At 43.0% G+C, this 25,186-nt stretch carries 22 protein-coding genes; 12 read left to right on the top strand and 10 right to left on the bottom strand.

The genetic code is table 11. The features are described 5' to 3' along the window. Positions 1–16 precede the first annotated feature (16 nt). The 8 genes from B3J29_RS14935 to radA form a co-directional block, all read right to left on the bottom strand. Positions 17–2,296: an NADP-dependent malic enzyme gene (locus B3J29_RS14935; RefSeq protein WP_034701334.1), complete on the bottom strand. Its 2,280-nt coding sequence runs from the start codon at positions 2,294–2,296 to the stop codon at positions 17–19. Between the two features lie 141 nt (positions 2,297–2,437). After that, positions 2,438–5,314: a sensor domain-containing protein gene (locus B3J29_RS14930; protein WP_034701331.1), complete on the bottom strand. Its 2,877-nt coding sequence runs from the start codon at positions 5,312–5,314 to the stop codon at positions 2,438–2,440. A gap of 177 nt (positions 5,315–5,491) precedes the next feature. Continuing rightward, entirely contained in the window at positions 5,492–6,202 is a 711-nt protein-coding gene (locus tag B3J29_RS14925) for a 16S rRNA (uracil(1498)-N(3))-methyltransferase (RefSeq protein WP_034170967.1), read from the bottom strand. A 31-nt stretch (positions 6,203–6,233) separates the two neighbouring features. Next, complete coding sequence (gene metF, locus B3J29_RS14920; protein WP_034170966.1) at positions 6,234–7,070, bottom strand: methylenetetrahydrofolate reductase [NAD(P)H]; 837 nt, start codon at positions 7,068–7,070, stop codon at positions 6,234–6,236. Between the two features lie 191 nt (positions 7,071–7,261). Next, positions 7,262–8,644 carry an adenosylhomocysteinase gene (gene ahcY / locus B3J29_RS14915; protein ID WP_005236746.1) on the bottom strand — a complete coding sequence of 461 codons (1,383 nt, stop codon included), beginning with the start codon at positions 8,642–8,644 and terminating at the stop codon, positions 7,262–7,264. 305 nt (positions 8,645–8,949) lie between these two features. Further along, positions 8,950–9,474 carry a tetratricopeptide repeat protein gene (locus B3J29_RS14910; protein WP_034701328.1) on the bottom strand — a complete coding sequence of 175 codons (525 nt, stop codon included), beginning with the start codon at positions 9,472–9,474 and terminating at the stop codon, positions 8,950–8,952. Between the two features lie 354 nt (positions 9,475–9,828). Next, a complete protein-coding gene (locus B3J29_RS14905; protein ID WP_034701326.1) occupies positions 9,829–10,833 on the bottom strand; it encodes a Tim44 domain-containing protein in 1,005 nt (334 codons plus the stop codon). Between the two features lie 117 nt (positions 10,834–10,950). Then, entirely contained in the window at positions 10,951–12,339 is a 1,389-nt protein-coding gene (radA, locus tag B3J29_RS14900; RefSeq protein WP_004784697.1) for a DNA repair protein RadA, read from the bottom strand. 188 nt (positions 12,340–12,527) lie between these two features. Between radA and B3J29_RS14895 the strand changes: the two genes are divergently transcribed. Further along, positions 12,528–12,959: a hypothetical protein gene (locus B3J29_RS14895; RefSeq protein ID WP_034170963.1), complete on the top strand. Its 432-nt coding sequence runs from the start codon at positions 12,528–12,530 to the stop codon at positions 12,957–12,959. A gap of 72 nt (positions 12,960–13,031) precedes the next feature. Here B3J29_RS14895 and B3J29_RS14890 read toward each other — a convergent pair whose 3' ends face one another. After that, positions 13,032–14,378 (bottom strand): alanine/glycine:cation symporter family protein, encoded by a 1,347-nt coding sequence (locus B3J29_RS14890; protein ID WP_034701324.1) that lies wholly within the window; start codon positions 14,376–14,378, stop codon positions 13,032–13,034. 321 nt (positions 14,379–14,699) lie between these two features. Here B3J29_RS14890 and B3J29_RS14885 point away from each other — a divergent pair, with 321 nt between their 5' ends. From B3J29_RS14885 to B3J29_RS14855, 7 genes are all read left to right on the top strand, one after another. Next, positions 14,700–16,103 carry an amino acid permease gene (locus B3J29_RS14885; RefSeq protein ID WP_034170961.1) on the top strand — a complete coding sequence of 468 codons (1,404 nt, stop codon included), beginning with the start codon at positions 14,700–14,702 and terminating at the stop codon, positions 16,101–16,103. A 131-nt stretch (positions 16,104–16,234) separates the two neighbouring features. Beyond that, the gene (lptM, locus tag B3J29_RS14880; protein ID WP_034701380.1) at positions 16,235–16,468 is read left to right on the top strand and encodes an LPS translocon maturation chaperone LptM; all 234 of its coding nucleotides are present in this window, start codon (positions 16,235–16,237) and stop codon (positions 16,466–16,468) included. A 24-nt stretch (positions 16,469–16,492) separates the two neighbouring features. Further along, positions 16,493–17,737 carry a diaminopimelate decarboxylase gene (gene lysA, locus B3J29_RS14875; RefSeq protein WP_034701319.1) on the top strand — a complete coding sequence of 415 codons (1,245 nt, stop codon included), beginning with the start codon at positions 16,493–16,495 and terminating at the stop codon, positions 17,735–17,737. Between the two features lie 12 nt (positions 17,738–17,749). Next, on the top strand, positions 17,750–18,595 hold the full coding sequence (dapF, locus tag B3J29_RS14870; protein WP_034701317.1) for a diaminopimelate epimerase: 846 nt from the start codon (positions 17,750–17,752) through the stop codon (positions 18,593–18,595). Between the two features lie 95 nt (positions 18,596–18,690). After that, positions 18,691–19,308 (top strand): alpha/beta fold hydrolase, encoded by a 618-nt coding sequence (locus B3J29_RS14865; RefSeq protein ID WP_034701315.1) that lies wholly within the window; start codon positions 18,691–18,693, stop codon positions 19,306–19,308. 29 nt (positions 19,309–19,337) lie between these two features. Further along, entirely contained in the window at positions 19,338–20,228 is an 891-nt protein-coding gene (gene xerA / locus B3J29_RS14860; protein ID WP_171069894.1) for a site-specific tyrosine recombinase/integron integrase, read from the top strand. Between the two features lie 207 nt (positions 20,229–20,435). Then, positions 20,436–20,810: a hypothetical protein gene (locus tag B3J29_RS14855; RefSeq protein WP_034701310.1), complete on the top strand. Its 375-nt coding sequence runs from the start codon at positions 20,436–20,438 to the stop codon at positions 20,808–20,810. Between the two features lie 48 nt (positions 20,811–20,858). Here B3J29_RS14855 and B3J29_RS14850 read toward each other — a convergent pair whose 3' ends face one another. Continuing rightward, positions 20,859–21,353 (bottom strand): Lrp/AsnC family transcriptional regulator, encoded by a 495-nt coding sequence (locus B3J29_RS14850; protein WP_005236726.1) that lies wholly within the window; start codon positions 21,351–21,353, stop codon positions 20,859–20,861. A gap of 60 nt (positions 21,354–21,413) precedes the next feature. Between B3J29_RS14850 and B3J29_RS14845 the strand changes: the two genes are divergently transcribed. From B3J29_RS14845 to B3J29_RS14830, 4 genes are all read left to right on the top strand, one after another. Beyond that, entirely contained in the window at positions 21,414–22,019 is a 606-nt protein-coding gene (locus B3J29_RS14845) for a LysE family translocator (protein WP_034701307.1), read from the top strand. 514 nt (positions 22,020–22,533) lie between these two features. Next, positions 22,534–23,286: an electron transfer flavoprotein subunit beta/FixA family protein gene (locus B3J29_RS14840; protein ID WP_004784673.1), complete on the top strand. Its 753-nt coding sequence runs from the start codon at positions 22,534–22,536 to the stop codon at positions 23,284–23,286. An 18-nt stretch (positions 23,287–23,304) separates the two neighbouring features. Continuing rightward, entirely contained in the window at positions 23,305–24,237 is a 933-nt protein-coding gene (locus tag B3J29_RS14835; protein WP_004784671.1) for an electron transfer flavoprotein subunit alpha/FixB family protein, read from the top strand. 169 nt (positions 24,238–24,406) lie between these two features. After that, entirely contained in the window at positions 24,407–25,072 is a 666-nt protein-coding gene (locus B3J29_RS14830) for a hypothetical protein (RefSeq protein WP_034701379.1), read from the top strand. Positions 25,073–25,186 lie beyond the last annotated feature (114 nt).

Genomic DNA, 25,186 nt, shown 5'->3' with positions numbered 1-25,186 from the left:
CTAATGCGTACATTCCTTAGAGCGCGTTTTTTTCTGCTTCCTGAATTTCAGCGACAGTTAACGCAGTCATATTCACTACGCGACGAGTCGTTGCAGTTGGTGTCAAGATATGAACAGGTTTCGCAGCACCAAGCAGGATAGGACCAATGGTCACGTTGTTACCTGAAGTTGCTTTTAACAGGTTAAACGAAATATTGGCTGCATCCAGATTTGGCATGATCAGCAAGTTTGCAGAACCTTTGAAACGAGAGTTCGGGAATGCAAACTGACGGATATTTTCGTCCAGTGCTGCATCACCATGCATTTCACCTTCAACTTCAAGCTCAGGTGCAGTTTCAGAAAGGATTTCATATACACGGCGCATTTTTTGTGCGCTGGCATCGTGCTGGTCTGAACCGAAGCTAGAGTGAGAAAGTAGGGCAACACGCGGTGTAATACCGAAACGACGTACTTCTTCAGCAGCCAGAATCGTCATCTCAGCAAGCTGTTCAGCCGTTGGATTACGGTTGATGTAGGTATCTGCGATGAACAGGTTACGCTCTTCCAGCATTAATGCGTTTAAGGTGAAGAAGGTATTATGGCCATCCTGTTTGCCGATGACATTGCTGACAAAGTCCAGATGGATGTCGTAGCTTGAGTACGTACCACATAACATACCGTCCGCTATGCCATGACGTACCAGCATCGCAGCGATCAGGGTAGAGCGGCGACGCGCTTCACGATGTGCATATTCAGGCGTTACACCTTTACGTTGCATCAGGTTGTAATAGTCGTCTGCAAATTTTTCGTAATCCGGGTTCTTTTCCTGATCCACGATGGTGATGTTGACACCATCTTCAAGACGTAAGCCCAATTTCTTGATATTGGCTTCGATGACTGCTGGACGACCCACCAGAATCGGTTTTGCCAAGCCTTCATCCACTGCAATTTGTGCAGCACGAAGTACGCGCAGGTCTTCACCTTCTGCATAAGCGATACGTTTAGGATCTGTTTTAGCTTGTGCAAAGATTGGTTTCATCATGAAGGCTGAGTTATACACAAACTCAGACAAACGTTGACGATATGCCGAGAAATCCTGAATCGGACGAGTCGCCACGCCAGAATCCATTGCAGCTTGTGCAACTGCAGGCGCAATTTCCAGAATCAGGCGTTGATCCAGTGGACCAGGAATCAGGTAATCACGGCCGAAAGAAGCTGATTTTTCACCATAAGATGCAGCATCTGCTTCTACGTGTGCCATACGTGCAATCGCGTGTACGCAGGCAATTTTCATCTCTTCATTAATGGTGGTTGCACCAACGTCTAATGCACCACGGAAGATATAAGGGAAGCACAGTGCATTGTTTACCTGGTTTGGATAGTCAGAACGGCCAGTTGCCATGATCACGTCATCACGAACTTCGTGTGCATGTTCAGGCAGAATTTCTGGATCTGGGTTCGCCAAGGCAAAGATAATTGGATCTTTGGCCATCAGTTTCACCATTTCTTTGGTGAGAATACCGGCTGCAGAAAGACCCAGGAACATATCTGCACCTGCAATCACGTCACCGATCTGAGAGGCATCAATGTCTTGTACATATGCTTTTTTAGATTCGTCCAGACCTTCACGTTTAGTTGTCAATAAACCACGTGAGTCAGCAACGATGATATTTTCTTTTTTCACGCCAAGGGCACAAAGCAAGTTCAAGCAAGACAGGGCAGCAGCACCGGCACCTGAAGCAATGATCTTGATTTCATTAATTTTTTTGCCGTTTAATTGCAAAGCATTAAGAAGAGCAGAACCTACAATGATTGAAGTACCATGTTGGTCATCGTGGAACACAGGAATTTTCATGCGTTCACGAAGTTTCTGCTCAATGTAGAAACATTCTGGAGCCTTGATATCTTCCAGGTTGATCCCGCCAAAAGTGGGTTCTAGAGAAGCGACAATATCAACAATCTTGTCGGGATCATTTTCAGCAATTTCGATATCGAATACATCAACACCCGCAAATTTTTTGAACAGTACGCCTTTACCTTCCATGACCGGTTTAGACGCCAATGGGCCAATATTACCCAAACCAAGAACTGCTGTACCGTTACTGACCACTGCAACCAGGTTACCGCGTGCGGTATACAGTGCAGCTGTTGAAGGATCGCGTTCAATCTCAAGACATGGTGCGGCAACGCCAGGCGAGTAAGCAAGGGCTAAGTCACGTTGGTTGACCAATTGTTTGCTTGGTGTAACGCTGATTTTTCCTGGAGTAGGGAATTCGTGATAGTAAAGAGCCTGCTGCTTTAAAGATTGTTCGTCCATCTGTATCTCTATCGTTGTAAAGATTACCCAGAAAGCGGGTAAAAAATTGCATTTATAGCTCTGAATATAACATTTGTTAAGCACTTAGCCCAGTCAAAGTCGACCATTTTTGCGACAATATTATTCGAGGTAGATATAGACTTAGACTTGATATATATAAGTTTCAGCGACGCGATTCTGTTCTAAATATGCAGTTGCTTCCAGTTCAGACAATGGCTTGGAGAAGAAGTAACCTTGGGCAATATCACAATCTAAATCACGTAGATATTGCAGCTGTTCTTCAGTTTCAATACCTTCAGCGACGACAGTCATGCCCATGGCTTTACCCATCGCGACCATGGCACTGACAATCGCTTCCTGTTTATGTTCGCCAATTTTAGAGACAAAACGGCGGTCAATTTTGAGAATGTCAATAGGAAAATCGGCAAGATAGGATAAAGAAGAATAACCAGTTCCAAAGTCATCTAGCGAGATATTAATCTGGCGCTGCTTGATCTGGTTCAGCAGATTTTTGACAGATTCAGAGTTTTCAATCAGTGAAGATTCAGTAATTTCCAATTCCAGACTGGTGCCAGAAATCTGGTTTTCGGTAATGGCCTGATCCAGATCATCGAGTAACTGACCACGACGCAGTTGCTGCGCCACGATATTCACAGAGACACAGATATTATGAAAGCCAAGATCATTCCATTCACGAATCTGTTTAGCAGTTTGCTGAATCACCAAACGACCGATCTCGGAAATCAGGCTGGTCTGTTCCGCTAAAGGAATAAACAGGTCAGGTGGGATAATACCTTTCTCTGGATGTTTCCAGCGCACTAAAGCTTCAAAGCCATAAATGTGCTGGTCATTGAAATTAATTTTTGGTTGATAGTAGACTACCAGTTCACCATTCTGGATGGCTTTACGCAGATCGCGTTCAATGAAAATTCCTTGCTCTAGCAAAGCTGTATTTTCATTGGAGTAGAAATGGATAGTATTCCCGCCGAGATTTTTGGCTTCACTCAGCGCCTGTTCAGCACAGTTATTCAAATAATCTAGCTGACGGCCATGATCCGGATAGAAAGCCACGCCCATCGATAGGGTAATCACATAATCTTGTCCAAAAATATGGAAAGGAGCTTGGAAGGCTTCAGCAATTCGTTGACAGTGTTCCTGTACAGACGGGCGAATATGCGAGATTTCATACAGAATCGCAAAATCGTCACCATTTAGATGGGCCACAAACAGGGCTTCAGCATTGGTCAGACGTAAGCGTTGTGCCACCTGACGCAACAGCTCATCACCACCATTATTAGACAGGTATTCATTCAATGGACGGAAACGGTCGATATTGAGTCGGATCACCGCCATTTTCTTGATGGAATCTTTTTGTGTCATCAGATACTGATGCAACTGGTAGTTATAGTAAAAACGGTTTGGCAAATCAGTTAGCGTGTCATAATTTTCCAGATAAGACAGGCGCTGTTCCTGTAATTTACGCTCAGTCAGATCGGAAACAATGCCGATGTAGTGGGTGATACGACCTTCCTCATCAGTAATCGCATTGATATGTAACCAGAGTGGCATCTCTTTGCCAGACAGGAATTTTTCACTCAGTTCGCCATCAAAGGAACCGATTTTCACGACTTGCTTGATGATGTTGGAATGAATAGTGTGCTGCTGTGACTTATGACTCGCGGTGATATCAAATAGATATTTACCCAAGATGTCATTACGTTCAAAACCGGACAAATTTTCGAAATAAGGATTTACTTCGATATAACGTAATTCATCATTTAGGATGAAGATTCCTTCAGCCGCCTGCTCGATCACACTGGCTGCCAGTTTCAGGCGTTCTTGAGAGCTACGTTCCTGCTGAATATCACGCAAAATTCCGACCATGCGTAAAGGGCGGTGAGTTTCAGGATCGCGACTGATCACCCGGCCTACATCATGTACCCAGCTCCAGACTCCCGGTGCTTGCTGAATCCGGTAAGTTACTTCATAGCGCTCAGTTTTCCCACGCAAATGCTGTTTCATATTGCTTTTGAACGCAGCCAGATCATCAGGATGAATCATACGCTGTAACTGTAAATGATGTTCGCTGGATTTCCGTTGTACTTTCTCATCTTTATGATTGGTCAGCAAAATACTGCGGTCTTTGATATTCCAGTCCCATGGACGGATACCGGCGATTTCATGAGTCAGTTCAAGGTTTTGCTGCTGGTTTTTCAGATCAATATTAATCTGTTCAATATCATAGGTACGTTCACGAACTTTCTGTTCCAGTAGCTGGTTGCTGAGTTGTAGCTCCAGTTTAATATCTTTGGATTTATTGACTTCAGTTTGTAGCTGTTTGCATAGCTCATCAGTCCAGGCGACCTGCTGTTCGGCATTACTCACCAGCAATTCATTTTCTGCATAAAGGCGGGAAGTACGGGTATGAATACGATAGGTACTATTGGCACAGAGCAGGATCACAATGACTGCAAAATTTAGTGCCAGGCCAAAGACCGGATTGGCACCCGAGATATGAAAAAACTGAAAGAGTAAAAAGGGTACCAATGAAGGTAAAAATACCAGTGAAAAGTAACTGAGCTTCTGGGTTAAATAAGTCAGACCAAAAGCCTGAGTCACGATTAATAGCAAAGCCGAAAGAGTGAGTGCTTCTATTTCATCAAAATTGATATTGGCCTGCGGTAGGTAATAATAAATCAGAGAAATACCAGAAGCGATACAGCAACCTACCGCAAGGCTCTGGATCTGTAACCAGTAATGTGCATTTTTCAGTTGATATTGTTCAGGCTTAAAATACAGGGTATTGATGAGCCAGCACATACTAACGGTAATTTCAGTCAGGATAAACCAGAGATTAAAGTAACTATTCGATGAGCTATATTGAATGTGATAAACACAGAAAATATAGAGGCAAATAATCATGATACTTAACAGAAAATATCGGCTATGTCGAAGCGTGTTCGCAATCTGAGCACGATGCAAGTGCTCTTTGATATAAGCCTCTTGATTATCAATCATATAATTAAGTGCCTTGTATTCGTCCTGAACGGTTTTTATCCTAGATTTTAATTTTTATTCAAGCCTGAATGATTCTTAAATCAATCAATATGTGTTTCATTATTATTGACTCAAGAGTAGAGTGCTTATAAATAAAAATCAATAAAATTAATAACTAAATTTTACAATTTTGACCGCTTAAATAGTGTAATTCAAAATTGAGAGAGCAACGACAGGAGCAGTTTCGGTACGCAGGACACGTTCACCAATACACCAATTGACAAAGCCTTGAGCATTCGCCGCTAGGATTTCTGCTTCACTCAAGCCGCCTTCAGGGCCAATCAGCAAAGCAATATCCGGCGTGGCATTCGCCAGTACATCAATTTCTTCTTTATTTGGCGCTAGCACTAGTTTGGTAGTAGGAAGATCGGTTTCCAGCCATTTTTCAAGTGACATTGGCGCTAAAATTTTAGGAACAATATTCAGACCACACTGTTCACAGGCGGCAATGGCTACACCTTGCCAGTGATCCAGTTTCTTTTGGTCGCGATCATATTTCAGGCGCATTTCACAGCGTTCAGAGGTTAAAAGCTGAATTTCAGATACACCCAGTTCGACCGCCTTCTGGATCGCATAATCCATGCGGTCACCTTTACTCATGACCTGGCCAAGCAAAGCTTTAAATTTTGGTGTGCGATCAGTAGGGTTATAACTATTGACCTGTACAGCAGCCGACTTTTTGGAAACTTCAACCAATTCAACTTCATATTCACCACCTTGTCCATTAAACAGGGTGGCTTTTTCGCTGACTTGAGCACGTAAAACTTTAACCCAATGATGAAACACTGTTTCAGTCAGTTCTACAGTGGTATCTACTGCTAAATCAGCTTCAATAAAAAAACGCGGCATTAAAGTTTTACTCTCAAATCAGGTATTTTACTTATGCAAGACCGAGGTCTTTAACAAGTTGACGGGTTGGATCAGTGGTATTCATGGTATAGAAGTGCAAGCTTGGTGCACCGCCAGCAATCAGGCGTTCGCAGAATTTCACCACGACTTCATGACCAAAGGCTTTAATGCTTGCAGTGTCATCACCATAAGTTGCCAGTTGCTTGCGAATCCAGCGTGGGATTTCTGCGCCTGTACCATCTGCGAAGCGAATCAGGTTGCTGGCATTGGTAATCGGCATAATACCCGGCGCAACCGGACTATCGATTCCAGCTTTCTGGATACGGTCTACAAAGTAGAAGTATGCATCTGGATTAAAGAAGAACTGGGTCAATGCAGCATTAGCGCCAGCATTTACTTTATCCACAAAGTGCTGAATGTCTTTATCAAAGCTGTCTGCTTGTGGATGCATTTCAGGATAAGCCGCAACTTCAATATGAAAATGGTCACCAGAATGTTCACGGATAAAGCGAACCAGATCCTGTGCATAAGGCAATTCACCTAGGCCCACCTGACCAGATGGCAAGTCACCACGCAGCGCGACAATACGATCAATCCCTTGAGATTTATACAAATCAAGCAATTCAGCAATACGCGCTTTATCATCGCCGATACAAGACAGGTGAGGGGCAACAGGTGTGCCTTTACCGTTAAAATCATTGATCGTAGATAAAGTGCGTTCGCGTGTTGAACCACCCGCGCCATACGTCACAGAAAAGAATTCTGGATTCAACAGTTGTAGTTCTTGATGTACGGTTTTAAGTTTTTCTGCACCCGCATCAGTTTTGGTCGGGAAAAACTCAAAAGAAATTGGAATCTGTTTAGACATGTTCAAATCCTTTTTATAAATACCTTTTACTTATCACCCTCTCCCTGACCTCTCCCAAAGGGAGAGGAGAATTCATTACTGAATTATGCAGGGTTTAAGCCCATATTTTTTCACTTGAAGTCATTAAAACTTCATTGAAAATAATTTGGATGGTTACCCTCTCCCTAAGGGAGAGGGATGGGTGAGGGGTATTAATATTTATAAGCATCAGACTTGAATGGACCTTCAACAGGTACGCCTAGGTAGTCTGCTTGTTCTGGAGTCAATTGAGTCAGAACACCACCAAAACCGGCAACCATTGCAGCAGCAACTTCTTCGTCTAATTTCTTAGGAAGTAGTTCTACACGAATCGCTGCTTGTTTTTGGTCTTCTGGAAGATCCGCAAATTTTTCAGCGAACAGGTGCATTTGACCTAGAACCTGGTTTGCAAAAGAACCGTCCATCACACGTGATGGGTGACCAGTTGCGTTACCCAGGTTCACCAGACGACCTTCAGAAAGCAGGATCAGGTAATCGTTTTCATTTTCTGAACGATATACTTGGTGTACTTGAGGTTTCACTTCAACCCATTTGTAACCACGTAAGTAGTTAGTATCGATTTCAGTGTCGAAGTGACCGATGTTACAAACTACTGCACCAGCTTTTAGTGTATCTAGCATCGCAGCGTCACATACGTGGTAGTTACCAGTTGTAGTCACGATCAGGTCGGTATTTTGAAGAAGATCAACGTTCACATCTTCTTTTTTGCCAGTTTGAACGCCGTTTTTGTACGGAGAAACCACTTCATAACCGTCCATGCATGCTTGCATCGCACAGATTGGATCGATTTCAGAAACACGTACGATCATGCCTTCTTGACGAAGAGACTGAGCAGAACCTTTACCTACGTCACCATAGCCGATCACTAATGCACGACGACCAGAAAGCAGCATGTCAGTTGCACGTTTGATCGCATCATTTAGAGAGTGACGGCAACCGTATTTATTGTCGTTTTTAGACTTGGTTACTGAATCGTTGACGTTGATCGCAGGAACTTTCAGAGAGCCGTCTTTCCACATTTCCAGAAGACGTGCTACACCTGTAGTTGTTTCTTCAGTAATACCGTGGATTTTTGCAATCAGTTCAGGATATTTTTCATGAACAACAGCAGTTAAGTCACCACCATCATCCAGAATCATGTTGGCATCCCAAGGTTTGCCGTTCACATTGATCTGTTGCTCAAGACACCACATGTATTCTTCTTCTGTTTCGCCTTTCCATGCAAATACAGGAATACCGCGAGCAGCGATTGCAGCAGCAGCATGGTCTTGAGTAGAGAAGATGTTACAAGAAGTCCAGCGAACTTCAGCGCCTAATTCAACCAGAGTTTCAATTAAAACCGCAGTTTGAATAGTCATGTGGATACAGCCAAGGATTTTGGCACCAGCAAGCGGTTTAGCAGCTGAGTAGCGCTTACGCAGACCCATTAGGGCTGGCATCTCAGCTTCTGCAAGTTTAATTTCTTTACGGCCGTAGTCAGCTAGGGAAATATCAGCAACTTTATAATCTGTAAATGAAGCATTAACCGCGTTCATCACGATCTCCTTATAAAAAACAATAATTGATCATTCAGTTCGCGGATGCCGTTGTTGGTCTGCTTAGAAAAAGACAGACCGATCGTCGAGCCTGGCGCTTTTACATTTCGTACCTGTAAAACGTCGCAGCATCCCTCGACTAGCGAAGTATTGTACTTGGAAATTAATTTGGTTCCAATCCGAAATTGTTTAATATCTGACTAATAAGAAAATTTTGAAAATATTTTGAGAAATAACCTGGTATTTGAAAACTGAAATAAAGTTTTATTCTCGTAAAAAAGCCCATCATCTAATGGGCTTGTTATTTATTCTATGTCCTGCTCAATTTCATCTGCTTTCTTAGTCCAGTAATCTGCCTGTAGGTCATCAACGACCACGCCAAGACCATTGGCATAAATAAAGGCAAGATCACGCATGGCTTGAACTTCGCCCCATTCAGCTGCTTGCTTTACAAGAGCAATGGATTTTTCAACATCTTTTTCGACCACATCACCACGACGGTAAAAGCCAGCCAGTTCTAAAGTCGCTGCAGGGTGTTTCTCGAAATTGGCTTTGCTCAACCAGTAATAGGCTAACTCAAAGTGAGCTTTGGAATCGTCAGGGTCTTCCTCAGCAATCTCTTTGGCATAAACCGTATAACCCTCACCGAGCCAGTACATGGCTTCAACCCAGCCACCATTGGCTGCTTTCAATGCCCACTCTTCGGCCAGCATGATGTCTTCGTCATGCTCGCTCTGCATATATAGTTCGGCAAGCTCAAATTGGGCTTCAGCATTGCCTGCCAGTGCGCGGTTTGCCAGCGTGGCAGGGGGAGAAACATTCTCAGTCATGTCAGTATCTCAAATATCTTTGTATCTAGATTAAAAGGTTCAAAATAAAAAAGCCAATCTGAAAACTGGCTTTTGTATAAAAGTCGACTGATAGCGCTTAAAACACGCAAGCTAAGCTATTTGTTTAAGAGAATAACAATAGACTTCTTGCGTTAGTCAAAATTTAAACAGCCCAAAGCTACATTTTATAAGGTTTTAGCCAATTCAAAAATTAGGTAAAACGATACTTTCGCAACAGGTCTAATAAAACGAATAGAAAGAGAACAAGAATAAATTTAAATAATTTTCAATGATTCAGAAAGCAAAACAGCGGCCCGAAAGCCGCTGTTGATATACGATTAATGAGATAAAAACTTAGTCTTGCTGGATTCCTGCAACCACCCAATCTTGCTGAGAGCCGGCAGGTTTGACAAAGTGCCAGATTTCAGCAAACGGTTGAGGTTGGCTATTCAGGTCTTCACTTACAGTACCAGTGAAGCGTACGCTTACTACATATTGACCATTTTCAGTCGATGAATCCACAACCATTGCATTCAGGTTAGAGAACTCAGCTACGTCCTGATCCTGATTTGCCATAATGTCGTTATACATCGACTGGTAAAGATCAGGGGTCAGGTAACGTTTAATTTCTGAAATGTTGCTCGCCGTATTCATTGACTGAATGTGGTTGAAACGTTGACGTGCCACACGTAAGAAAGTCGCAGGTTCTGTACCATCTGGAAGCTGGTTGCCGCTATTGGTATAGGCTGCACCAAATGGCGCGTTATTTACCGGAGCTGAACCAAACGGAGCATTTGTGCTTGGCGTGCTACCACCTACGTTCTGACCAAAAATATTGGTGTTGTCACCACCGCGAGGAGGTGTCTGACCAAATGGTGCTGAATGACCAGCACCACTATTTGGAGCGTATGGATTAGAAGCTACTTTTTTTTTTGCGCCCATCTTACGGAAAATGAAGAAGGCAACAGCGGCAGCAAGTAAAATCCAGATCCAGCCAGGAATACCACCTTTTTCCTCTTGTTGCTGTTGAGCTGCTTGAGCTTCAGAAGCCGCTTGTACTTCTTTGTCATCAGCCAGCGCATTGGCAGCAACTGCACCCACGGCAGCACCGGCTACACCGGCAGCAACCATACTACCTACGCCTGGGCCAGATCTTTGCTGAGTTGCAGCACCAGCGGCTGGAGCCTGTTGTGCTGGCGCAGCTTGACGAGGTTGTTGATAAGATTGAGTAGGCACAGCAGAACGTTGCATACCATGGCTTTTACCGCCACCGGCACGTTTTGCTTCAGCAGTTAAAGGAGCAACCAGTAATGCTGCTGTTAAAAGACCTGCAATCAAACCACGCTGTCGAACTTCCATTCAATTTTCCTATGTGAAAAAAACTTATTTGAATACTCTATTTATATAGGCTTTATAGGGGATTTCAATCAAAAATGTGTATTTTTTTAGGCTTTTCGCAAGATTTATCGATTAAAACTAATTGAGTTCGTCACTTAGGCTCATAGCTTCACTCAGGGCTTCATGCAATCGGGCTACAGCAATGACCTGCACGCCGGGAATCGGTTTTTGCGGTGCATTGGCACGCGGCAAAATAATATATTTAAAACCGTGTTTGACGGCTTCTTTCAGACGTTCCTGACCATTCGGTACCGGACGAATTTCGCCAGATAGGCCAACTTCACCAAAAACAGCCAGTTGCTGAGGCAAGGCTTTGGTCCGGATACTGGATGCACAGGCTAAAAGTACAGCCAAGTCAGAACCGGTTTCAGTAATCTTTAAACCACCGACGATATTGACATAGACATCCTGACCAGAAGTTTGTACGCCACCATGACGGTGCATTACGGCAAGCAGCATATTCAGACGGTTTTGTTCTAGACCCAAGGCTACACGGCGTGGCTGGCCATGGGCATCATCGACCAAAGCCTGAACTTCAACCAGGAGTGGACGAGTCCCTTCGCGGCTAATCATGACGATGGAACCTGGAATCGCTTCATCATAACGACTGAGGAATATGGCAGATGGATTGGCCACTTCACGCAGACCTTTATCGGTCATGCCAAAGACGCCAAGTTCATTGACTGCACCGAAACGGTTTTTGACTGCGCGGATCATGCGATAACGAGAATCCGACTGGCCTTCAAAATACAGCACACAGTCCACCATATGTTCCAGTACACGTGGACCTGCTAAGGCACCTTCTTTAGTTACATGACCGACAATAAACAGGGCAGTGCCGCTATTTTTGGCGAAACGGGTCAATAGGGCGGCAGACTCACGGATCTGTGAGACTCCACCTGGCGCAGACTGCAAGGTTTCGGTATATAAAGTCTGAATCGAGTCCAGAATCGCAACAGCAGGACGTTCCTGTGCAAGCACCTCGCAAATGCGTTCCACACAGGTTTCTGCCATGACTTTTAACTGGTCGGTTGGTAAATCTAGACGCTGGGCGCGTAATGCCACCTGAGACAGGGATTCTTCACCTGTGACATACAGGGCTGAGCTATTACCCGCTGCCATGTGAGTTGCGGTTTGCAATAAGATAGTTGACTTACCAATCCCCGGGTCACCACCAATCAGCACCACAGAACCTGTGACCAGACCACCGCCTAAGACTCGGTCAAACTCACCAATCCCTGTTTGCAATCGGGTTTCATGTGAAACGGAGACTTTATTTAAAGTGGTAATCGCAGCTGCCTGACCGGCATATCCGCCAATTTTTGGCTGAGCACGATGTGTCGTTGCTGGCACAATACTGACTTCTACCAGACTGTTCCATTCTCCACATTCAGAACACTGACCCGCCCATTTGGGATGGTCTGCTCCACATTGTTCACAACGGTACACACTTTTTGCTTTAGCCATAATTTCCGAAAATAAATATTGGGAATGGGGGCTACAGCATAGCGGTGAATGAGACTGAAAACCAAGACCTTTAGCTGAAAAAGTTAGTGATTTACGTCAGCATATGACGCATATGAATTTACCTTTCTACATGAAAGTGAAATACCTTCTATAATGAGAAAATTCATCGCGGGTACAGGAAACCTGACATGCCACAACTTTTAAAACATATCGATGCGATCGCACGTGAAAAAGACCGTGATGTATTATTTGTACATTTTGAAAATTACGAACATGAAAATGCAGATGCCGAGTCCTATCATTTACGTCAGAACCTGATGGAATGGCTGAAGCAACGCCAAATTAACTTTGCACCCTGTATGGGCATAGAACAGCCTGGTGTGATTGAAAGTTATTCAGGTGATCTTTATATCGATGTGCCATTTGATGAAGCTCATCCGATTTACCAAATGGTCAGTGAGCATCTGGAAGATGCCGAAGGGGAAATGAAAATTCCGGGTGTTCTGTTCTTTGTATTATCTCTAGAAACTGCGCTGGAAATTGAAGCCGATCGTGAAGAGTTCTTAAATCTAAATCAAGCTCATGATGATGACGATGGATTTTCTGGCCGTGTGAACTGATATTTTTAGCAAACTTAACTAATAAAAAAGCCACGATGAACGTGGCTTTTTTATTAAGGGTTTTAAATTTTATTAATACAATTCACCTGATTTACGGCGAGCAATAAAATCTTTGGATTCTTTCACGATCACTCCAGACAGTAGCAACAGGCCGATCAAGTTTGGAATCGCCATCAAACCGTTGAAGGTATCTGCAAACAGCCAGACCAGATCTAGTGTCGCGACACAGCCAATAAATACTGACAGGATATAGATGATGCGATAAGGGAATACAAATTTCTCACCGAGCAGATAGGTTGCACATTTTTCCCCGTAGTAGCTCCAGCCTAAAATGGTGGAATAGGCGAAGAAGATAATGCCGAAGGTCACAATCCAGCCACCAACACCTGGCAGCAGTTTGTTAAATGTAGAAACGGTCAGAACAGCACCGGTTTGTCCACCAAAATCACTGCCGGCCATGATGAAGCCCATCACCAGGACAATACCGGTAATCGAACAGACAATAATCGTGTCAATAAAGGTTCCGGTCATGGAAACCAAGCCTTGACGTGCAGGATGATCGGTTTTTGCAGCAGCAGCGGCAATCGGTGCCGAACCCATACCAGCTTCATTCGAGAAGACACCACGCGCGACACCATAACGAATTGCCGCACCAATTGCACCACCTACAGCAGCTTCACCAGTAAAGGCATAGGTGAAAATCATTTTCAGTGCAGGACCCACTAAATCCAGATGGGTGAAAATAATGATCAGACCGCCCGCTACATAGCCAATCGCCATGATCGGTACGATGAAAGAGGCAGCCCTAGAAATCCACTTAATCCCGCCCAGAATTACTAGTGCAGAAAACGCAGTAATCACGATACCTGTAACCCAGGTTTCTAGACCAAAACCATTTTCTACCGCGAGTGCAACGGTGTTGGACTGAACTGAACTACCAATTCCGAAAGACGCCACAGCACCAAAGAACGCAAAGATTAGTGCCAGCCATTTCCATTTCAGGCCACGCTCAATGTAATACATTGGACCGCCAGACATTTCACCGCGTTCATTTTTAACCCGGTATTTGACGGCCAGTACACCTTCGCCATATTTGGTTGCCATTCCGAACAGGGCAGTCATCCACATCCAGAACACGGCCCCTGGGCCGCCCAGTACACAAGCGGTTGCCACACCGGCAATATTACCGGTACCGATGGTAGCTGACAGTGCGGTCATGAGTGAGCCAAATTGGGAAATATCGCCTTCATGCGAAGGGTGTTTGCCAAAAACCTGTTTAAAGGCCAGTGGTAACATGCGGAACTGCCAGAACAGCAGGCGGAAGGTCAGGAATATACCGGTCCCGACAATGAGGACCAGCATATAAGGGCCCCAGACCCAGCCACTGACGGTTTCCATGATACTTTGTAAATTTTGCATAAATTTCTTCTTATTTATCCGTGTCAGCTTTATTTGAGATGTTGATTGAAAAGCAATTGCTATGCCATGCGCGCTCATCCTAAACGCGAATATTGGCGGATTTGTATTCTATTTTTTACATAGTTTCAGCGCTTTGACAAGAAAAATCCTGTATTCATTGCGCCTTAAAACCAAGACTAAAGATAAATGAATATTGATATAAGAAAAATAAATTAACTTGCAAGATTAGTTGGAAAATACAAATGATGCGAATTTTCTTTTTGTATTCCAGGTTTTTTACGTTAATTTGTCGCGATTAAAACTCAAAGTTGAAATGAAATAATGTCAGAAAAATATAGTCACTCATCATCGGAAGATGGTGAGCTACAGCGTAGTTTGTCCAACCGGCACCTGCAGTTAATTGCCATTGGGGGTGCGATTGGCACCGGCCTGTTTATGGGTTCAGGGAAAACCATTAGCCTGGCAGGACCATCTATTCTGGTGATTTATATGATCATCGGTTTTATGGTGTTTCTGGTCATGCGCGCGTTGGGTGAATTATTATTATCCAATCTGCAATATAAATCTTTTATCGATTTTGCCACCGATCTGATCGGGCCATGGGCAGGTTATTTTGTCGGCTGGACGTACTGGTTATGCTGGATCACGATTGGTATCGCGGATTTGTCTGCCATTATCTATTACTTGCAATTCTTCAATAACGGCCTGCCATTTACTCCGGGCGAAGGCGTACTGATCAGTATTGCCTCTATTGTCTTCATTATGGGCTTGAACCTGGCAACCGTGAAACTGTTTGGTGAAATGGAATTCTGGTTTGCTTTGATCAAGATTATCGCCATTATTGTACTGATCGCTGTAGGTTTATGGATGATCTTTACTGGTTTTACTAGTGATGCAGGTACGGTCGCTTCATTTGCCCATATCTGGGATCATGGCGGTTTGTTCCCGACTGGGACTATGGGCTTCCTGGCCGGTTTCCAGATTGCGATTTTTGCCTTTGTGGGTGTAGAGCTGGTCGGTACTACGGCTGCTGAGACCAAAGATCCAGAGCGTAACTTGCCGAAAGCAGTGAACTCGATTCCGATCCGTATCATTATTTTCTATGTGCTGGCTCTGATCATTGTGATGTCAGTGACACCATGGGATCAGATCAATCCAAATGTTTCTCCGTTCGTGAATCTGTTTAGTCAGGCAGGTATTGCGGCGGCTGCAATCATCATGAACCTGGTAGTACTGTCATCAGTAATGTCATCAATGAACAGTGGGGTGTTCTCGACCAGTCGTATGCTGTTCGGTTTATCTCGTGAAGAACAGGCACCTAAAGCCTTTGGTCGTTTGAATTCGCGCGCCGTTCCAGCGAATGCTTTGTATTTCTCTGCAATTTGTTTATTGCTCGGTGCAGCATTACAGTACTTCGTGCCGAATACGGTTGAAGCATTTACCTTAGCAACGACTCTATCGACCATTCTGTTTATCTGTGTATGGCTGATCATTATCTGGAGCTACATGATCTATTACCGTACTCGTCCAGAATTGCATGCTAAATCCATATTCAAGCTGCCTGGTGGATTAGTGACTTGCTGGATCGTGATTATTTTCTTTGTCGGCATGATTGGTGTGTTATCGTTGGAAGATGATACCCGTCGTGCCTTGATGGTCAGCCCGGTCTGGTTCATTTTACTGATTATTGGATATTTAGGCTTCTATAAACAGAAACATAAATAATCCATATCAATAAAAACGTCAGCGATCTGCTGGCGTTTTTTTATGTCTGAATATACTCTCTAGCGTTTAGCGCTTTGGTCATGCGGATGATCGCGTTATACTTCATCGAAAATACTCATATAGGTGGTCAGATGCGTCAGGTCATTTGCTACATCAGTTTAATTACAGTCGGTTTTGCCTTGGTCGGTTGTGGGCAGTCGGGAGCTTTACATCTTCCAAATGATCCAAACTACGATAAACGTGCCAAGTATTTACTCTATAAAAATACTGAATCTGCACCGCAAGTATCAGATGAACAACAGGATGCGCCGGTCAAACAGCAGTTTGAAGTGCCCGCTGAATCCGATTCAACACCATCTCCTTAAGACTTTCAGAGAAAGGATACATTCATGAGTTTCACCCGCATTAATGGGGTATTGCATGCTGAGCAATGTTCACTGCAACAGCTCGCAGAGCAATTTGGCACACCACTTTATGTTTATTCAAAAGCAACTTTTGAAAAGCATTATCTGGATATGGACCGTGCTTTTAGCTTTATCGATCATCAAATCTGTTTTGCGGTAAAGTCAAACTCTAATCTTGCGGTATTGAATGTATTGGCCAAGCAGGGTGCTGGTTTCGATATCGTGACTGGCGGTGAACTGGCTCGTGTATTGAAAGCCGGTGGTGAACCTTCAAAAATCGTATTCTCAGGTCTGGGTAAATCAGAAGCAGATATTAAAAAGGCATTGGAAGTAGGCATCGCCTGTTTTAATGTCGAGTCATATGCCGAACTGGACCGTATTCAGAAAGTAGCGGCTGAACTTAATGTTAAAGCGCCAATTTCACTACGTGTGAATCCGGATGTCGATGCCAAAACCCATCCATATATTTCAACAGGCTTAAAAGAAAACAAATTTGGTATTCCATCAGATAGCGTATTTGAAACTTATCAATATGCAGCGTCATTGCCAAATCTTGAAGTTGTAGGTATTGACTGCCATATTGGTTCACAGTTGACTGAAACCCAGCCTTTTGTTGATGCGCTGGAGCGTGTCATTGTCATGATCGATAAGCTGAAAGACATGGGAATCAACTTGAAACACATCGATATCGGTGGTGGTCTGGGTGTGACATATAAAGATGAAACACCGCCATCGGTTGAAGAATATGCCAATGCCATGCGTCCTGCTTTAGAAAAACTGGGTCTGAAAGTTTATATGGAGCCGGGTCGTAGTATCTCTGCCAATGCAGGCGTGTTACTGACCAAAGTGGATTTACTGAAACCAACCAATCACCGTAACTTTGCCATCATTGATGCCGCGATGAATGACCTGATTCGTCCAGCTTTATATGAAGCATGGATGGATATTCAGTCTGTGACAACGCGTACAGATGTGGAAATAAAAGAATGGGATGTGGTGGGTGCGATCTGTGAAACTGGCGATTTTCTGGGTAAGGAACGTGAGCTTGCCATTAAAGAAAATGATGTGCTGGCAGTACTGGGTGCTGGTGCATATGGTTTCGTAATGAGTTCGAACTATAACAGTCGTGGCCGTTCTGCTGAAGTGATGGTCAATGGTGATCAGGCGCATCTGATCCGTGAACGAGAAACGATTGAATCACTTTGGGAACGTGAGCGTTTATTGCCTTAAGGAGACTGAGTAATGTTGCTTGAATTTACCAAGATGCATGGCCTGGGCAATGATTTTATGGTGGTAGACCTGATTAGCCAGCGTGCTTATCTGGATACTCTCACTATTCAGCGCTTGGCAAATCGTAACTTTGGTGTGGGTTTTGACCAGCTCTTGATTGTTGAACCGCCTGATATTCCAAGTGCAGATTTTAAATATCGTATTTTTAATGCGGATGGTTCTGAAGTTGAACAGTGCGGCAATGGTGTACGCTGTTTTGCCCGTTTCGTGCATGAACGTCAATTGACCACTAAAACCAAAATCAAGGTACAGACCAAAGCCGGAATCGTGGAACCTGAACTCGGTACCAATGGCTGGGTGCGAGTGAATATGGGTTATCCAAAATTCCTGCCTCAGGAAATTCCATTTGTGGCAGAAGAACCGGAAAATCTGTATGACATCGATCTGGCGGGTGGAGAGAAGCTGACGATTGATGTGGTCAATATGGGGAATCCACATGCAGTGACGATTGTTCCGGATGTATTGACTGCCGATGTGGCTAAGATTGGTCCACAGGTGGAATCTCATGTGCGTTTCCCGGCACGCGTTAATGCTGGATTTATGCAGATCATTGATGAAAAGCATGCTCGTTTACGTGTTTATGAGCGTGGTGTAGGCGAAACACTGGCTTGTGGTACAGGTGCCTGTGCTGCAGCAGTGTCTGGTATGCGCCGTGGTTTGTTATCTAGCAAGGTCGAAATTGAACTTGCGGGTGGTAAATTGCAGATTGAATGGAAAGAAGGTGATGTGGTCTGGATGACAGGTCCAACCGCCAATGTTTATGAAGGTCGACTGGACTTGCGCTACTTCCAGGGTTAATCCCAACATTTATTTCTCTAAAAAGCACCGCACATAGTACGGTGCTTTTTTATGATAGGATGAATTCCATATTTAATTGATATCACAACACTGCTATGAATCAGCTTGTGTTTTTACCGGGTGCATCGGGCAGCCGAGACTTTTGGCAGCCCTTGTTGGCTCATTTAAAAACAGATCAATCTACAAAAATATTGGCATATCCGGGCTTCGATGGGGTAGAACCAGATTCGACTATTCAAAATCTTCATGATCTGCAGGAATTCATCACAGAGCAGATAGAAGATGATTCAATTCTGGTTGCTCAATCTATGGGTGGAGTATTGGCAGTTGCAATTGCACTGCATCATCCACAGAAAGTCAAAGGACTGGTTTTATTGGCAACTTCAGGTGGTCTGGATCTATCCCAGTTCGGTTGTGCTGACTGGCGGATAGATTATCGCGAGCAGTTTAAAGATGTTCCTGACTGGTTTTTACAAGATCAAACCATATTTAGCCTGAAACAGTTAAGCAATCTTGAGATTCCTGTTCTACTGATCTGGGGTGACCAAGACGCTTTAAGTACCGTTCAGGTGGGGCAATGCTTAAAGCAAAATTTGAAACATGCAAATTTGCATATAATTCAAGGCGGGGATCATTTCTTTGCGGCGACTCATCCAGTACAGACCGCAGAACTGATTGAAGCCTGGCTGGAGCCAATTGAATGGAGCAAGTAATAAACCTTTCTGCAAAAGACTTGCTCGAAATCTGGCTCAAAGAACGTGAGATCCAGAACCAGTCTAAACATACCTTACAGGCCTATGAACGTGATGTGGCTGATTTTCTGGAATTCTGCGCAGTACAACAACTTGCACTCAATGATGTGGAAGCCACAGATTTACGTCAATTTCTGGCTGAAAAAGTCGAGCAGCACGGATTAAGTTCGAGTAGCTTGCAGCGGATGCTTTCTTCGATTCGCCAGTTCATGAAATGGGCAGAGCAGGCGCAGTATCTGGCATTTAATCCGGCTGATGATTTTCAGTTGAAACGTCAGTCACGTCCTTTACCGGGTATGGTCGATATTGAAACTGTGAACCAGATTCTGGACCAGCCTGCTCCAGAAACCGAAGCGCAGCAACAAATGTGGTTGAGAGATAAAGCAATTCTGGAATTACTCTATTCCAGTGGTTTACGTTTGGCAGAAATTCAGAGCTTAAGAATCAAGGATGTTGATTTTAATCGTCAGCTCCTCCGTATTACCGGTAAAGGCAATAAAACCCGGGTGGTGCCTTTTGGTTCAAAAGCCAAAGATAGTCTGATGGAATGGCTAAAAATTTATCCGCTCTGGAATGGTGATTTTGTACCTGACGCGAATGTATTTATCACCCAAAAAGGCAATCCGCTCGGTGCACGGCAAATTGAAAACCGGGTCAAGTTTCAGGCACAGCGTGCAGGGGTTAATGTTGACCTGCATCCGCATTTGTTACGGCATTGTTTTGCCAGCCATATGCTGTCGAATAGTGGTGATCTTCGTGCCGTTCAGGAAATGTTGGGGCATAGCAATTTGAGTACTACACAAATTTATACTCATATTGATTTTGATCGACTTGCGCAGATTTATGATCAGGCGCATCCGCGGGCACAGCATAAAGAATAGGAAAAATTTAAAGTTTTCTTCCGCTTGTCGGATGATTAGGATTCATGGCATAAAACTTTCATGTATCATGCTCAAAATATGACCTGAACAGACTGTTGGAAAGATATTTCACTATTGTCTTATTTTTCAAATGGCTGTTTTCGGATATAAGTATAAATAGTAATCAATTTTTAAAAGAAAATCAGCGATCTCGATACTGGAATTTTTATGGACACAGCAATTATCCCGGATATACAACAAAAGTATGCGCAGTTAAGCCCAGCTCAAAAAGACATGTTCGCGGGTTATGGTTTACGCCAGATCAAACATTTTGTTGAGATTAGCTTGCCCACTATTGAAGCCGTTCTCCCTGAAGGGGCAATCGTGCAAGGGATTAATGCAGAAGGGAAGATGCAGGCTTATAATCCTGAGACAGACCAGTATTATCTATGGATTTCTGATCTGCAATGGCAGACCACGCAGCGAGCCAGTAAAGCTGTTGACCTGAAAGAAGACGCGCTCAAAATCTGGAATATTTTCGATCTGAAGTCTTATGAACTGATTGAACTGAGTCATGTGCATCGTGACTTTTTACAAGTTTAATAAATATGAAGGATGACCAAGGTCATCCTTTTTTATTGCTAAAATATTTTATAAGTCATCCAGCGGTAACTGAAAACTTTGCTTGATGATCTGGCTGGGTAAATCTGTTTTGACACTGGTAATGCCATTTTTCTTGGTCAAATGTGTGGACTGGAATTTACGGTAACTTTCCAGATCAGGCACCACAACTTTTAACATCGCATCACATTCACCCAGAATGATATAACACTCCATCACCTGAGGCAGTTCTTTCATTGCCTCGATAAAAGTATCAATGGTTTCTGCATCCTGACCGACCAGCCAGATTCGTGAAAACAGAATCAACTGAAAACCGATTTTCTGTGAATCGACAATGGTGGTGTAATTCTGAATCACACCAGCATCTTCGAGCAACTTTACCCGACGCAGACAGGAAGAAGGGGATAGTCCAATTTCCCGCGCCAGATCATTATTCTGAATACGGCCATTGGCTTGCAAGTGATGAATGATATTTTTATCAATTCGATCAAGTTTTACTCGCACAGATTTGGAAGATATTTTCATAAATTAGAATATAATTCNNAGATACTAATTCCACTTTCCGAAGATTTAAAGGAAAAGGAAATGTCTGTATTTGCACTTTTTGCACTAACCGTGCTTCCCCTGATTTTTACACCTGGACCAGATATGCTGTTTATCCTGTCTCAAGTGATGGGTAAAGATGCAAAAGCAGGCATGATGGCAACCATCGGGATCTGTTCAGGCTATCTGGTACATTCCATTTTGGTAGCAATAGGAATCGCAGCGATTATCGTGTCTTTTCCGGTATTGTTTGAAGCGATTCGCTGGTTGGGTATTGCTTATTTGCTCTATCTGGCTTGTAACCTGTTAAAGTCAGTATTTAGTAAAAACTCAATGAAAATTGAGAAAAAATCTGCTGCTAATCCAGTGAAAAAAGGCTTCTTTACGGCCTTACTCAATCCTAAAGGCATGCTGATCTATTTTGCGATCTTGCCGCAGTTTATTGATAAAAGCGGAAATACAGTGAGCCAAGGCTTAATTCTCTCTTTTATTTTTATCGGCATGATTTTCATTGTTTATTGTGCTCTCAGCATTCTGTTCAGCAGAATTACCCGCAACACACAAATTGATGAACGTAAACAGAAATGGGTTGATGGCACCTCAGGTGGTTTACTTGCTCTTGCCGCAAGCTGGTTAATTATTAATTAAGCAATGGCGTATTTTGAAAAAGCATACTGCTCCTAGTATGCTTTTTTTATATTTATAGATTGATGACAACCCGATTTTTAGACCTGCCCAACAAAATAAAGCGGAGTAAATTGAACAGATATGTAGAATAAATCCTGATTAATTTCGCTTTATGTCCAAACTGACCAAAGCGGTCATTTTTAAATATAAGTCATTTTCCACAAATCTAAGGGCGGATTTGCGCATTTAATAAGCAAAAATCAAAAGTTCTGATGTGTTTCATCAAATAAAAACATAATAAAAATCAAAGGTTAAATTTTATTAAATATTGATAAAATTCATTGTAATAAATCGATACGGATTAATTGTGAACGCATCGTTCAAGGAAAATTACGCATTTTTACAGCTCTTTGTTGAATTGTGACTTGACCGAAATGCCGTGCACATTGCAAGATAGGACACCTAAAAAAATTTAAGTGAAGAGTTATTATAACTTTTCTCAACATTTACATTTGCTAAAACAGCCGAGGATTACATGAAGGCTCTTGTTGCTGTAAAACGTGTGGTTGATGCCAACGTTAAGGTTCGCGTTAAGCCGGACAACAGTGGTGTTGACTTAACAAACGTTAAAATGTCAATTAACCCATTCTGTGAAATCGCGGTGGAAGAAGCGGTTCGTTTAAAAGAAAAAGGAACTGTTTCAGAAATCGTTGTTGTTTCTATTGGTCCTAAAGAAGCGCAAGAACAAATCCGTTCTGCAATGGCGCTTGGTGCTGACCGCGGTATTCTGGTTGAAGCTGATGACAGCCAACTAGGTGCGCTAGAAGTTGCTAAAATTCTAAAAGGTGTTGTTGAAGCTGAACAACCACAATTGATCCTTCTTGGTAAACAAGCAATTGATGACGACTCTAACCAGGTTGGTCAGATGCTTGGTGCACTTCTAGGTGCAGGTCAAGGTACATTCGCTTCAGAAGTTAAAGTTGAAGGCGACAAAGTACAAGTGACTCGTGAAGTCGACGGTGGTCTACAAACTGTTGAATTATCACTTCCAGCGATCGTAACTACTGACTTACGTTTGAACGAGCCACGTTATGCAGCTCTTCCAAACATCATGAAAGCGCGTAAAAAACCGCTTGATACTAAGTCACCTGCAGATTTCGGTGTAACTACTACAACTAAACTGAAAACAGTAAAAGTTGAATCTCCTGCAGAGCGTAAAGCTGGCGTACAAGTGAAGTCTGTAGACGAACTTGTGGAAAAATTGAAAAACGAAGCGAAAGTGATCTAATACAGAAGGATAAAAATCATGAGTATTTTAGTAATCGCTGAGCACGACAACAAAGCACTTAACGCTGCTACTTTAAACGTTGTTGCTGCGGCGCAAAAAATCGGTGGTGATATCACTGTATTGGTTGCTGGTTCTGGCGCTCAAGCAGTTGCTGATCAGGCAGCTAAAGTTGCGGGTGTAAGCAAAGTTTTACTTGCTGACGACGCTGCTTATGCAAACCAACTGGCTGAAAACGTAGCAAAACTGGTTGCAGAATTAGGTAAAGGCTACAACCATATTCTTGCTGCTTCTACTACAACTGGCAAAAACATTCTGCCACGCGCTGCAGCACTTCTTGATGTCAGCATGATCACAGACATCATCGCTGTTGATTCTGCAAATACATTCAAGCGTCCTATCTATGCAGGTAACGCGATTGCAACTGTTGAGTCTTCTGAATCAGTAATCGTTGCAACTGTTCGTGGTACTGCATTTGATGCGGTTGCTGCTGAAGGTGGTTCTGCTGCGGTTGAAGCTGCTGCTTCTACTGGTGATGCTGGTATTTCTAAGTTCATCAATGAAGAAATCGTTAAATCTGAACGTCCTGAATTGACAGCTGCTCGTATCGTCGTTTCTGGTGGTCGTGGTGTAGGTTCTGGTGAGAACTACCACAAAATCCTTGATCCACTAGCTGACAAACTTGGCGCTGCTCAAGGTGCTTCACGTGCTGCAGTTGATGCTGGTTTCGTTCCTAACGATATGCAGGTTGGTCAAACTGGTAAGATCGTTGCACCTGACCTGTACATCGCTGTAGGTATCTCTGGTGCGATCCAGCACTTGGCAGGTATGAAAGAATCTAAAGTGATCGTTGCGATCAACAAAGATGAAGAAGCTCCAATTAATGCAGTAGCAGACTACTGGTTAGTAGGTGACCTGAACACTGTAATTCCTGAATTGGTTTCTAAAATCTAATTTCTGAATCAGTTTCAAAAAAACGCTCCTTTAGGAGCGTTTTTCTTTTTTTTAATCTAGATAATTAATCTAACTAACAAGTTGTCCATTTCTGACTCGAAATTTTGGCTATTGTATATTTTGTGTTAATATTAAGGTTTTATTAAGCTTGCCATTTGGCGGAGTGTTCGTGAAATTTGATTTTCAGTTACCAGTCAGTATTTTGGTAATGATGATCTGCTGTTTGATTTTCCCTTTTCTCCCGAGTCTGCACTTTCCTTTGTTAGGAGGTATGACGGTTACAGCAGTTGAGTCAATTCAAGCATTAATGTTGTTTGGTTTTGCCGTATTTAGTTTTTTCTATATCCGTCCATTTGAATTAAGTAAAGGTCAAAAACAATTTTGGCTCTGGTCAGTTGCATGGTGGATTATGCTGTTTGGTAGAAGTACCAGCTGGGGACGTGACTATTTCCCGGAAGTGCCAAAAATCTATTTCCGTGGTATTTCGGTTCTTGTGATTGCACCCGTGGTGTTTATGCTGTTTTTAGCACCTTTGCGTCAAGAAATTGCTTATAAGTTTAAGTATGTATCACTTCCAATTTGGGCACTCATATTAGCTTTCATTGGTTTGCTGATGTCTGATGTCATTGAACATAATCGGTTTTTTATTCATTTTATTTTTACAGATTTTATCTATAAAGATTTGATGGAAGAACTATACGAATTTCCGCTTATTATCGGCTTATTCCTGGTCGCTTATCCATTAATGAAGCAAGATTGTGCTGTGACAAAATCAACTAGTCAGGTCATAGCTGAAGATGATTTTTCCGATATAGATTCTAAACTTCATATTTAAGTGACTTGCTTTTTTTAAGAAAAAAATGAACCTCTGCAAGCAGAGGTTTTTTAATATCAAAATATTGTGAAGTGATTAAAATTTCTACTAAAAATCCTGTGGATAGTTGGGGCT

Origin of the sequence: Acinetobacter sp. UBA5984, assembly GCF_002429925.1 — a bacterium.
Lineage (GTDB): Bacteria > Pseudomonadota > Gammaproteobacteria > Pseudomonadales > Moraxellaceae > Acinetobacter > Acinetobacter variabilis.
This window is presented reverse-complemented; position numbering and strand designations above follow the sequence as displayed.